The organism is Achromobacter sp. RTa (genome assembly GCF_000757485.1).
Taxonomy (GTDB): Bacteria; Pseudomonadota; Gammaproteobacteria; order Burkholderiales; family Burkholderiaceae_B; genus Achromobacter.
The window spans coordinates 77,855-89,792 of the sequence record NZ_JPYO01000045.1; the positions used below are offsets into that span (position 1 = coordinate 77,855).

Sequence of the window (11,938 nt, forward strand, 5' to 3'; positions counted from 1 at the left end):
ATGCACTCATGGAAATGATCCATACGCACAAGGCGACGCCTCCCGCCGGCCACTATTCGCAGGCGGTGCGCGCCAATGGCTTCGTATTCGTCTCGGGGCAATTGGGATTCCTGCCGGCCGCGGGGCCCGGCGAGCGGCCCGTGCTGGCCAGCGGCGCGGCTGCCCAGGCCCGCGAGGCGCTGCGCAGCGTGCAGGCGGTCCTGGAGGCCGCGGGTTCGTCCCTGCCGGCGGTGGCCAACGTGACGGTATACATACCGGACGTGGGCCTCTGGGATGAAGTCAACCGGGTCTACGAGCAATGTTTCGGCGAACACCGCCCGGCGCGCGAGATCGTGCCTACCCGCGAATTGCACTACGGGGCGCTGGTGGAAATCAGCGTCGTCGCGGTGGGGTGAGGGAGGACGCGGGCCGGCGGGGGCTGCCCGCGGCCCGCGCCCATACCGCGCCTATAATGCGAGCGCCTGAATGCCTTCGGGGGAGATCGTTCGCATGCAGTACGAATACCTGTTCTGGTCCATGGCCGCAGTGGTTGCGGCGGCCCTGGCCGGCGGCGCGCTCTGCGGCCGCCTGAGTTCCGTCAAGCATGTGCTCGCGGGCGTCGCCGCGCTTGCGGCGGCGGTTTTCGCCGCGGTGTTCGTGCTGTCGCGCCGCGGCGGCTTCAGCGATCTATCGGTGATGCTGTCGATCGCCGCCTTCATGTTCAGCCTGGTGATCGGCACTGCGGCGTCGCTGCTCACGCGGCGCATCCTGCGGCGCCGCTGAGCCTGTCCGGCGCGTCATTCTTCCGCGTCGAAATCCTCGTCGTCGTCTTCCTCGTCCTGTTCCAGCGCGTCGTAGCCTTTCCAGGTGATGCGCCAGCGCGTCGCGCCGGCATTCGCGGCGGTTTCGCTTACCTGTTTGACCAGGCCGGCGTCCTCCAGAAGGTCCAGGTGATGCGCGATCAGCTGCAGGCCCTGTTCCTCCGGATGCGGCGCCAGGGCCGCGTTCTTGATGTCGTGCGTGCTCAGGTTGGGGCCCGGCGCGTCGCGCAGGGCGCCCAGGATCGTGACGACCAGATCGAAATCGCGTTGCATGATGTCCACCATGTAGGGAGAGAATAGGCCGACGATAGCAGAGTTCCATGGCGGCGGCGCGACAGCCGGCGGCCGGGTTACAGTCCTGGATTCTCGATAAACGACATATGCAGAAACCATGAAGAAACCCGCAGAACGCGATTGCCTTGCGGTGGTCCCCGGCTACTCCGGCCAGGCCGCCAAGCTTTTTCTTTCGCGCGACGACGACGGCCTTATCGATGGCGTGACCGTGTTCGACTTGCTGGGGCACGTCAAGCTGCAGGGCAAGGCCGAGGCGGCCGCGGCCTGGGTCGGCGAGTGGCTAGCCCAGGAAGCCGGCAACCGCAAGGCCCGGCGCACCCAGCTGCTGGCGCAGATGTTCATCTGCAAGCTCGCGGGGGAGGAAAAGGATGCCTTCCTGGCCGCGCAGAAGCCGTTGCTGGCCGTCCTGGCCGCGGCCGGCGTGCGCTGCCGCAGCGTCGCGGCGACTTCCGGGGCGGCCCGCCAGTCGCTGGGCCCGAATGTCAAGAAGCATTAGCCCAAGGCTGTTATAGTCGCGCCTGGGCGTGCGTGTGCACCTGCGAGGTGCGTGCCCAGGCGGGCCTTGCCCGCGAATTTAGGAAGATGGATCATGGAAATAGTGAGTCGGCAGGTTGCCGACGTGGCGGGCGGCATTGAACTGCACACCACGCTGGATGGCGAAAGCATAAGCGTCTACGTGGTGGCGGGCGTGACCGATCTGAACGCGATCGCAGACATCGTGCCGCGCGCCAAGGTCGACGCGGGAGCGGATATACACGCTACGAATGTCGACGATGTTGATAATGCGCAAGAACAAATCGACCAAGTCCTGGAAAATATGAATCCCGGCGACGTGGCGGTTTTCCTTTGCTCGGGTCCCGATGCTTTCGGCGCGGCGCTCGACCTGTTGGGTTTACCTATCGACGAGTAAGCCTGGCGGCAAACCAAAGTGCTAGCCCAAACGGCGTATGTAGGATCGTGCGCGGGCAGGCGGCATTTATATAAGCCTTGATTGTTTTTTTATGATGCGTGGGTGTTAACACCTATGCAGGGCTCCTTATTGCCTATGAAATCGTGTTGGTTTTGTGCGTCGTTTCTCTTTGTTGCATTATTGGCACGCATTTTTTAGGATTATGTTGACTTATGAGGGGAACCTAACGATAGTGTCGGCACACGATCACAAGCGTTGCGATTTTCGTTCAGTGCCGTGCCTTTTCCGGCTCAGCGTTATTGTTCTACTGTCCCCTCCTTGATTGATTCGTGACCTCCGGGCATTTGCCCATTATCTCTAGGAAATACAGTATGGAAACCGGCGTCGTTAAGTGGTTCAACTCGGAAAAGGGCTATGGCTTCATCACTCCGGAAGCGGGTGGCAAGGATCTGTTTGCTCACTTCTCCGAAATTCAGGGTTCGGGCTTCAAGTCCCTGGAAGAGAACCAGCGCGTCAGCTTTGTGACGGCCAATGGCCCCAAGGGCCCGCAAGCCACGAAGATCCAGGTCCTGTAAGGTCCTGAGTTTTCGAGAAAAAGCCCCCTCGTGGGGCTTTTTTTGTTTTTTGCATGACGGTTTTCGGTCTGCCGGTTATTCATGCGCAATATGGGGTAATCCCTAAACACAGTATTCTCTGGGTATTCCAGCAAGCGGCATTTCGATTGCCGCTGTCATCTTCCGCAGGATCGTGCCGCCATGATTTCTTCCTCTTCCATGCCCGACGCCACGCAACCCCAGGACGTAGTTTCGTTTTGGCTTGATGCGGGCCCGCAACAGTGGTTCAACAAGAGCGCGGAGTTCGACGCCCTGTTCCGCCAGCGCTTCGAGAGCGCGCACTTCGCTGCCGCGGCTCGGCAACTGGATGGCTGGCTGGAAGACGCGGCCGGCGCGTTGGCGCTGATGATCCTGCTGGACCAGTTTCCCCGCAATGCGTACCGGGGCACGGCGCACATGTTCGCCACCGATCCCCTGGCCCAGTACTTCGCCGACCGCGCCATCGCGGCGGGGCATGACCTGGCCGTGGACGCCAGGCTGCGGCAGTTCTTCTATCTGCCGTTCGAGCACGCAGAAAACCTGCCGGCGCAGAACCGCGCGGTCGCCCTGATGGAGCCGCTCGACGCGGACTCGCTGCGCTGGGCCGTCCTGCACCGGGACATCATCAAGCGTTTCGGACGTTTCCCGCATCGCAACGCCGCGCTGGGCAGGCAGACCACCCAGGCCGAGCAGGAGTTCCTCGAATCGGGCGGCTTCGCCGGCTAGGGCGGGCGCCGGGCATTGGGTATCTTTGTGTATCTACCCATGGCGACTTGAAAATACAAGGCGCCTGGAGCCGCCTGCCGCCGTGTCCGCCAGTAGTCCGCATGCAAGGGAGCGTGCGCATATTTGACGATTTTCGAGGTTCGCCAATACACTGGGTTCAGCGAGATTTTCAAGCGACGCGGTCTGCGTTTCTTCTGTCGCCGTCAGTGGTACTGCGGTTGCTTCCTCTCCCATCCTTGATGATCTGGCGCCCCGCGAGCAATCGCTTTTCATAGGTCAAGGACATTCCATGGCAACCGGCATCGTTAAGTGGTTCAACGCCGAGAAGGGGTATGGCTTCATCATGCCCGACGACGGCAGCAAGGATCTTTTCGCTCACTATTCCGAGATCCGCAGCGAAGGCTACAAGTCGCTGCAGGAAAACCAGCGCGTCACGTTCGACGTGGGCACTGGGCCCAAGGGCCCCAGCGCAAAGAACATCAAGGTCGCGGCCTGATCCACGCCGGGCAGCGCTCCGGGCCAGCCCGGCGCTCCGCCCATAAAAAAGCCCCCATGCGCAATGCATGGGGGCTTTTTTTGCCAGCAAGCCGAAGGCGCAGCGTGGGAGGGGAGGGCTCCCTTTTTGCCGCCGGGCCGCCCCAAGGCAAAAAGCGCCCCCTCGGGGGGCAGCAAGCCGAAGGCGCAGCGTGGGGGCTCTTCAGTGTTTCGCGTGGCCTGCGGGAGTCGATAGCTTGTCGACTAGCGCGATGCCCAGCGCCGACAGAATGAACAGGCCGTGGATGATGGTCTGCCACATCACGCCGGCCTCGGAGAAGCGGGCGCTGGGCGTGCCCAGCGTGCCCGCCTCGATGAAGGTGCGCAGCAGGTGGATCGACGAGATGCCGATGATCGCCATCGCCAGCTTGACCTTGAGCACGCTGGCGTTCACGTGGCTGAGCCACTCCGGCTGGTCCGGATGATCCTGCAGGCGCAGGCGCGATACGAAAGTCTCGTAGCCGCCCACGATCACCATGACCAGCAGATTGGAAATCATGACCACATCGATCAGGCCCAGCACCAGCAGCATGATTTCCATTTCCCCGAAGCTGGTGGCGTGCGTCAGCAGGTGCCACAGTTCTTTCAGGAACAGCATGACATAGACGCCTTGCGCAACGATCAGGCCCAGGTACAGGGGCAGTTGCAGCCAGCGGGAACTGAAAATCAGCCCGGGCAGCAGGCCCAGGCGGGGAGGGGTGTTGGAGATCATGGTGGGTGCGAGCCGTGTTGTGTGTGCGAAAAAAGCGGGCGCAATTCTATCAACGCCGCGTGACCGCGGACATCGGTTTTTTGGGGGCGCCGTCGTCCTCGGAACCGCGGCTAACACGATTGCGCGCGCCTTGCCGGGGTTTTGTGTAAGGAAAACTGGCATTTGCGAAACTGTGTGCCGAAACGTTCGGAGAGCATCGGCCATATATAGAATTGCCGCCTCGTTGGCATAGAGCCAGTCAAGAGGAGTTTGTTCCCATGAAGATCCGCTACGCTGTCGCCGCGCTGGCCGTCGCGCTTGCCCCTTATTCCGCCTCGCATGCGTTGGACATCGGGGGTTTGGTGGGCGCCGGCAGCAAGGTCGTCCAGGCCGCCACGTTGAGCGACGCCGAAATCAAGACGTTGTCCGACAAGGCATGCGCCCAGAGCGACTCGCAAGAGAAGATCGCCGCGCCCGGCAGCAAGTACGACGCCCGCCTGCAGAAGATCGCCAAATCGCTGGGCGGCACGGTGAACGGCCAGAAGGCCAGCTACAAGGTCTACATCACGAAGGACGTCAACGCCTGGGCCATGGCCAACGGCTGCATCCGCGTCTACAGCGGCCTGATGGACATGATGACCGACGATGAAGTGATGGGCGTGGTCGGCCACGAAATCGGCCACGTGGCGCTGGGCCACAGCAAGAAGGCGATGCAGACCGCGTACACGGTTTCCGCCGCGCGCGACGCAGCCGGGGCCGCTGGTGGCGCGACCGTCGCCGCCCTGAGCTCCTCGCAGCTGGGCGACCTGACCGAGAAGTTCATCAACGCGCAGTTCTCGCAGTCGCAGGAGAGCGCCGCCGATGATTATTCCTTCGATCTGCTGCAGTCCAAGAAGCTGAACACCCGCGGCCTGGTGACCGCGTTCCAGAAGCTGGCCGAACTGGATGGCGGCAAGAGCGATATGATGAGCTCGCACCCGTCCTCGGCCAAGCGCGCTCAGCACATCGAAGAGCGTATCGCCAAGGCAAAATAAGGCGGTAACAAGGCGCCGGAAGGCGCTTTTTCTCCCCATCCGGGGCGGAAAACGGGGCGCGAGCATCCGGACTTATCCGGGTGCTCGCGCCTCTTTGCGTCAGGGGTCCGGAAGTTTCCGGTAAAATGGCGCGTTTATCCGCCCGTTTTCACTTATCTCTCGGAATATAGGTCTTTTAATGCAGCCTGTGGTTGAAACCCTCTCCGGCCTGGAGCGCCGTGTTGATCTGGCCGTCTCGGTGGCCGACGTCGAAAAGGAAGTCCAGGCGCAATTGAAGCGCGTGGCCCGGACCGCCAAGGTCCCCGGCTTCCGTCCTGGCAAGGCGCCGCTCGCCATGCTCGAGCGCAGCCATGGCCCCGGCATCCGCTACGACGTGATCAATAGCCAAGTCGGCCGTGCTTTCGAGCAAGCCGTCGACGGCGCCAAACTGCGCGTCGCCGGCGCCCCGAACCTCGAACCCAAGACCGAAGGCGTTGCCGACGACACGCTGGCGTTCACCGCCACGTTCGAGGTCTACCCCGAAGTCGCCGTGCCCGATCTGTCGGCCCTGGCCGTCACCCGCTACGAGACGGCCGTCACTGACGCCGAAGTCGAAAAGACGCTGGACGTCCTGCGCAAGCAGCGCGCCACGTTCGAAGCCCGTGAAGGCCGCGCCTCGGTCGACGGCGATCGCGTCACGCTGGACTTCGCCGGCACCATCGACGGCGTGCCGTTCGAAGGCGGCAAGGCCGAAGATTTCCCGTTCGTGCTGGGCCAAGGCCGCATGCTGCCGGAATTCGAAGAAGCCGCCCGCGGCCTGAAGGCTGGCGAAACCAAGGTCTTCCCGCTCAAGTTCCCCGATGACTACCAGGGCAAGGAAGTCGCCGGCAAGACCGCGGAATTCACGATCACCGTGAAGGAAGTGGCCGAAGGCGTGCTGCCCGAACTGAACAGCGAATTCGCCAAGTCGCTCGGCCAGCCCGAGGGCGACGTCGAAAAGCTGAAGGCCGACATCCGCAGCAACATCGAACGCGAGGTCAAGGTGCGCTCGCAAGGCCGCACCAAGTCCAGCGTGATGGACGCTCTGGTCGAAGCCGGCAAGTTCGACGTGCCGAAGGCGCTGGTCGACAACGACGTGCAAGGCCGTGTCGCCGCCGCCCGCGAAGAGCTCAAGCAGCGCGGCATCCCGAACGCCGAGTCCGTGCCGATCCCGGCCGAAGCCTTCTCGACCGAATCCGAACGCCGCGTCCGCCTGGGCCTGCTGGTGTCGGAACTGGTCAAGCAAGCCCAGCTGCAGGCCAAGCCCGAGCAGGTGCGCGCGCGCATCGAAGAGTTCGCCGAGAACTACGAACAACCCGCCCAGGTTGTCAGCTATTACCTGGCCGACCGCCAGCGTCGTGCTGAAATCGAGGCGATCGTGCTGGAAGACAATGTCGTCGCGCACGTTCTGGAAAAGGCCAAGGTCACCGACGAAAAGGTGCCTTTCGATCAGTTGATGGGGATGGCGTAACACTATGCAGAGATTCACCGATTTCTATGCGGCAATGAATGGCGGGTCGTCGGTGACCCCCACCGGCCTGGGCTACATTCCCATGGTGATCGAGCAGTCGGGGCGCGGCGAACGCGCCTACGACATCTATTCGCGTTTGCTCCGCGAGCGGCTCATTTTCCTGGTGGGGCCGGTCAACGACGCCACGGCCAACCTGGTCGTCGCCCAGTTGCTGTTCCTGGAATCGGAGAATCCTGACAAGGACATTTCCCTGTATATCAACTCGCCCGGCGGGTCGGTCTACGCGGGAATGGCCATCTTTGACACCATGCAGTTCGTCAAGCCGGACGTATCCACCCTGTGCACCGGCCTGGCGGCCAGCATGGGGGCGTTCCTGCTGGCGGCGGGCAAGAAGGGCAAGCGTTTCACGCTGCCCAACTCGCGCATCATGATCCACCAGCCCTCGGGCGGCGCCCAGGGGCAGGCCTCCGACATCCAGATCCAGGCCCGCGAAATCCTGGACCTGCGCGAGCGCCTGAACCGCATCCTGGCCGACAATACCGGCCAGACGATGGAGCGCATCGGAGTAGACACGGAACGTGACAACTTCATGTCGGCCGAAGATGCGGTATCGTATGGACTGGTGGACAAGGTGATGACCTCCCGCACGGAAGCCTAACTTCGCGGTTGATCCGAACCCGCTGCCACCACGTTTGAGTAAGCGCATGCGCTAGGCCTCTTTCCCGGCCTGGCGCATCTTTACCTGAGATACGAAACAAATATGCCTGAAAAAAAGGGATCGGCAGACGCAAAAGTGCTGCATTGCTCGTTTTGCAATAAAAGCCAGCATGAAGTCCGCAAGCTGATCGCGGGTCCGTCGGTATTCATCTGCGATGAATGCATAGATCTGTGCAACGACATCATCCGCGAGGAGGCGCAAGCCACCGCGCGCGCGGCGATTCGTTCCGAGCTGCCCACTCCGGCCGAAATCAAGACCTTCCTCGACCAGTACGTCATTGGGCAGAATTCGCCCAAGCGCATGCTGGCCGTGGCTGTTTACAACCATTACAAGCGGATCCGCCACGGCGAGATCAAGGGCGACGAAGTCGAGCTTTCCAAGAGCAACATCATGCTGATCGGCCCCACCGGGTCGGGCAAGACGCTCCTGGCGCAAACGCTCGCGCGCATGCTGAACGTGCCCTTCGTCATGGCCGACGCCACCACGCTGACCGAAGCCGGCTACGTGGGCGAAGACGTCGAAAACATCATCCAGAAGTTGCTGCAGAACTGCAACTACGAGGTAGAAAAGGCGCAGCGCGCCATTATCTACATCGATGAAATCGACAAGATCTCCCGCAAGTCCGACAACCCGTCCATCACCCGCGACGTATCGGGCGAGGGCGTGCAGCAAGCCCTGCTGAAGCTGATCGAAGGCACGGTGGCCTCGGTGCCGCCGCAGGGCGGTCGCAAGCACCCGAACCAGGACTTCGTCCAGGTGGATACGACCAACATCCTGTTCATCGTGGGCGGCGCCTTCGACGGGCTGGAAAAGGTCATCCGCGACCGCACCGAGAAATCGGGCATCGGCTTCTCGGCTTCGGTGCGCGCCAAGTCCGAACGCGGCGTGGGCGAGCTGTTCTCGGAAGTCGAGCCCGAAGACCTGATCAAGTTCGGCCTGATCCCCGAGCTGGTCGGCCGCCTGCCGGTGGTCGCCACGCTGGATGAGCTGGACGAGGCGGCTTTGGTGCAGATCCTGACCGAGCCCAAGAATGCCCTGCTCAAGCAGTTCCAGAAGCTGTTCGCCATGGAAGGCGCCGAACTGGACGTGCGGCCCGCCGCGCTGAAGGCGATCGCCCGCAAGGCGCTGCGGCGCAAGACGGGCGCCCGCGGCCTGCGTTCCATCATCGAGCAGGCCTTGCTCGACACCATGTATGACCTGCCTTCCCAGGGCAACGTCAAGCGCGTGGTGCTGGACGAAAACGCCATCGAAGGCGAGGGCAAGCCATTGCTCATCTACGCCGACGAAGCCGCCGCTTCCGACAAGCCGGAGCGGGGGGAAGTCCGGGACGCCGCAGCCTGATATTTCAAAAAAGCCCGTTCCCGTAACGGGTTTTTTTGCCTCAGGGCCCGTCCTGGGTGGAAACACGCTTTTCTCACGGCCTCGGCCCTTGCATACTGAAGGTGCTGCTCCGGGTTTTTTTTAGGCCTAGGGCTATCGAGGCGCCGAGATCTTGAATTTTCGGCTATTGTTCCCATAACAGACGTAACTGACGTGCTGGCTCGGGTATACCCGGGTCACCTGTCCCCGATACGCCGAGTCATACCGAGGAACCTCCTATGTCTGCCAGCCAGACCCTGCCTTCCGACCCGATCGACCTGCCCCTGCTCCCACTGCGCGACGTTGTGGTGTTTCCGCACATGGTCATCCCGCTGTTCGTCGGCCGTCCGCGCTCGATCCGCGCGCTCGAGGTTGCGATGGAAGCGGGCAAAAGCATCATGCTGGTGGCCCAAAAATCCGCCGGCAAGGATGATCCCACCCCTGAAGACGTCTACGAGATCGGCTGCGTCGCCGGCATTCTGCAGATGCTCAAGCTGCCCGACGGCACCGTCAAGGTGCTGGTCGAAGGCACCCAGCGCGCCCGCATCAACAGCATCGAAGACGCCGATTCGCACTTCACCTGCCAGGTGACGCCGATCGAACCGGACGCCATGCAAGGCTCCGAAACCGAGGCCCTGCGCCGCGCGATCGTCGCCCAGTTCGAACAGTACGTAAAGCTGAACAAGAAGATCCCCCCGGAGATCCTGACCTCGCTCGCCGGCATCGACGATGCCGGGCGCCTGGCCGACACGATCGCCGCGCATCTTCCCCTTAAGCTCGAGCAGAAGCAGAAGATGCTCGAGATCGTCGGCACCTCCGAACGCCTCGAAGGCCTGCTCACGCAACTCGAAACCGAGATCGACATCCTCCAGGTCGAGAAGCGGATTCGCGGCCGCGTGAAGAAGCAGATGGAAAAGAGCCAGCGCGACTACTACCTGAATGAGCAGGTCAAGGCCATTCAGAAGGAACTCGGCGAGGGCGAAGAGGGCGCGGATATCGAAGAGCTCGAAAAGAAGATCATCGCCGCCCACATGCCCAAAGAGGCGCGCAAGAAGGCCGACGCCGAGCTCAAGAAGCTCAAGCTCATGTCGCCCATGTCGGCCGAAGCCACCGTGGTGCGCAACTACATCGATACGCTCATCAATCTTCCATGGAAGAGAAAGAGCAAGATCAACAATTCCATCAGCAACGCTGAAACGGTGCTGGACAACGACCACTATGGCCTCGAAAAGGTCAAGGAACGGATCCTGGAATACCTTGCCGTGCAACAGCGCGTGGACAAGGTGAAGGCGCCCATTCTTTGCCTGGTCGGCCCTCCTGGCGTGGGCAAGACCTCGCTGGGGCAGTCGATCGCCAAGGCGACGAACCGCAAGTTCGTGCGCATGGCGCTGGGCGGCGTGCGCGACGAAGCCGAGATCCGCGGCCACCGCCGTACGTACATCGGTTCCATGCCGGGCAAGATCGTCCAGAACATGTCGAAGGTCGGCGTGCGCAATCCCTTGTTCCTGCTCGACGAAATCGACAAGCTGGGCATGGATTTCCGCGGCGATCCCTCGTCGGCCCTGCTCGAGGTGCTGGATCCGGAACAGAACCACACGTTCCAGGACCACTACATCGAAGTCGACTTCGACCTGTCCGACGTCATGTTCGTGGCCACCAGCAACACGCTGAACATTCCCCCGGCCCTGCTGGACCGGATGGAAGTGATCCGTCTTTCCGGCTATACCGAGGAAGAAAAGATCCATATCGCCCGCGACCATCTGCTGCCCAAGCTGATGAAGAACAACGGCGTGAAAGATAGCGAGTTGACGGTCGACGACAGCGCCCTGCGCGACATCGTGCGCTACTACACCCGCGAAGCCGGCGTGCGCGCGCTCGAACGCGAAGTGGGCAAGATCTGCCGCAAGGTCATCAAGCAACTGCTCACCCAGAGCGACCGCGCCAAGGCGGAGGGCAAGGCGCCCGAAGCCCAGCCGGTCAACGTGACGGGCGACAACCTGAGCGACTACCTGGGCGTGCGCCGTTATGCTTTCGGCATGGCCGAGAAGGAAAACCAGATCGGCCAGGTGACCGGGCTGGCGTGGACGGAAGTCGGTGGCGACCTGCTGACGATCGAAGTCGCGGACATGCCGGGCAAGGGCGTCATCCAACGCACCGGTTCGCTGGGCGACGTGATGAAGGAATCGGTCGAGGCGGCCCGCACGGTGGTGCGTTCACGCGCGCGCCGCCTGGGCTTTGCCGACAGCGTATTCGAGAAGCACGACATGCACGTGCACGTGCCGGAAGGCGCGACGCCCAAGGACGGTCCGTCCGCCGGTATCGCGATCACCACGGCCATGGTGTCGGCCTTGTCGCGCATCCCGGTGCGCGCCGACGTCGCCATGACCGGCGAGATCACGCTGCGCGGCGAAGTGTTGCCCATCGGCGGCCTGAAGGAAAAGCTGCTGGCGGCCCATCGCGGCGGCATCAAGATGGTCTTGATCCCGGAAGAAAACGTCAAGGACTTGGCGGAGATTCCGGACAACGTCAAGAACCATCTCGAAATCGTGCCGGTGCGCTGGATCGACAAGGTGCTGGAGCTGGCCCTGGAACGCCTGCCGGAGCCTCTGGCCGAGGAAGAGGCCGTCAAGGAGCCCCTGGTCGCCAAGCCGGCCGAACCCGGCTCGACCGATCCGGTGCTCAAGCACTGACCGGATCTGCCGGGCGCCTCCGACAGGAGCGCCCGGTAGCGACGGCATGAAAAAACCCCTCGATCCGTCGAGGGGTTTTTTTGTTTGGGCCGAGGCCTTC

General features: G+C 62.4%; 14 protein-coding genes. 12 read left to right on the forward strand and 2 right to left on the reverse strand.

Features of this window, described 5'->3' with window-relative positions; all coding sequences use genetic code 11:
- Positions 1-8: 8 nt before the first annotated feature.
- Both JL37_RS24665 and JL37_RS24670 read left to right on the forward strand, forming a co-directional pair.
- Entirely contained in the window at positions 9-395 is a 387-nt protein-coding gene (locus JL37_RS24665) for a RidA family protein (protein ID WP_043547622.1), read from the forward strand.
- Between the two features lie 94 nt (positions 396-489).
- Entirely contained in the window at positions 490-762 is a 273-nt protein-coding gene (locus tag JL37_RS24670; RefSeq protein WP_043547623.1) for a hypothetical protein, read from the forward strand.
- A 14-nt stretch (positions 763-776) separates the two neighbouring features.
- Here the strand turns inward: JL37_RS24670 and JL37_RS24675 are convergent, their stop codons facing one another.
- On the reverse strand, positions 777-1,073 hold the full coding sequence (locus JL37_RS24675; protein ID WP_043548177.1) for a DUF2513 domain-containing protein: 297 nt from the start codon (positions 1,071-1,073) through the stop codon (positions 777-779).
- A 118-nt stretch (positions 1,074-1,191) separates the two neighbouring features.
- Here JL37_RS24675 and JL37_RS24680 point away from each other — a divergent pair, with 118 nt between their 5' ends.
- From JL37_RS24680 to JL37_RS24700, 5 genes are all read left to right on the forward strand, one after another.
- Positions 1,192-1,590, forward strand: coding sequence for a hypothetical protein (locus JL37_RS24680; RefSeq protein WP_043547624.1), 399 nt, complete (start codon positions 1,192-1,194; stop codon positions 1,588-1,590).
- Between the two features lie 93 nt (positions 1,591-1,683).
- Complete coding sequence (locus JL37_RS24685) at positions 1,684-2,004, forward strand: hypothetical protein (protein ID WP_043547625.1); 321 nt, start codon at positions 1,684-1,686, stop codon at positions 2,002-2,004.
- A gap of 371 nt (positions 2,005-2,375) precedes the next feature.
- Positions 2,376-2,579: a cold-shock protein gene (locus tag JL37_RS24690; protein WP_006220190.1), complete on the forward strand. Its 204-nt coding sequence runs from the start codon at positions 2,376-2,378 to the stop codon at positions 2,577-2,579.
- A gap of 180 nt (positions 2,580-2,759) precedes the next feature.
- Positions 2,760-3,323: a DUF924 family protein gene (locus JL37_RS24695; RefSeq protein WP_081955194.1), complete on the forward strand. Its 564-nt coding sequence runs from the start codon at positions 2,760-2,762 to the stop codon at positions 3,321-3,323.
- Positions 3,324-3,612: 289 nt separating this feature from the next.
- On the forward strand, positions 3,613-3,819 hold the full coding sequence (locus tag JL37_RS24700) for a cold-shock protein (RefSeq protein WP_042794090.1): 207 nt from the start codon (positions 3,613-3,615) through the stop codon (positions 3,817-3,819).
- A 201-nt stretch (positions 3,820-4,020) separates the two neighbouring features.
- Here JL37_RS24700 and JL37_RS24705 read toward each other — a convergent pair whose 3' ends face one another.
- On the reverse strand, positions 4,021-4,569 hold the full coding sequence (locus tag JL37_RS24705) for a TIGR00645 family protein (RefSeq protein WP_043547626.1): 549 nt from the start codon (positions 4,567-4,569) through the stop codon (positions 4,021-4,023).
- Positions 4,570-4,826: 257 nt separating this feature from the next.
- Between JL37_RS24705 and JL37_RS24710 the strand changes: the two genes are divergently transcribed.
- From JL37_RS24710 to lon, 5 genes are all read left to right on the forward strand, one after another.
- On the forward strand, positions 4,827-5,582 hold the full coding sequence (locus JL37_RS24710; protein ID WP_043547627.1) for a M48 family metalloprotease: 756 nt from the start codon (positions 4,827-4,829) through the stop codon (positions 5,580-5,582).
- 178 nt (positions 5,583-5,760) lie between these two features.
- Positions 5,761-7,071 (forward strand): trigger factor, encoded by a 1,311-nt coding sequence (tig, locus tag JL37_RS24715; protein ID WP_043547628.1) that lies wholly within the window; start codon positions 5,761-5,763, stop codon positions 7,069-7,071.
- A 4-nt stretch (positions 7,072-7,075) separates the two neighbouring features.
- Entirely contained in the window at positions 7,076-7,729 is a 654-nt protein-coding gene (gene clpP, locus JL37_RS24720) for an ATP-dependent Clp endopeptidase proteolytic subunit ClpP (protein ID WP_043547629.1), read from the forward strand.
- A gap of 102 nt (positions 7,730-7,831) precedes the next feature.
- Complete coding sequence (gene clpX / locus JL37_RS24725) at positions 7,832-9,130, forward strand: ATP-dependent Clp protease ATP-binding subunit ClpX (RefSeq protein WP_043547630.1); 1,299 nt, start codon at positions 7,832-7,834, stop codon at positions 9,128-9,130.
- A gap of 257 nt (positions 9,131-9,387) precedes the next feature.
- Complete coding sequence (gene lon / locus JL37_RS24730) at positions 9,388-11,838, forward strand: endopeptidase La (protein WP_043547631.1); 2,451 nt, start codon at positions 9,388-9,390, stop codon at positions 11,836-11,838.
- The last annotated feature ends 100 nt before the right edge of the window (positions 11,839-11,938 follow it).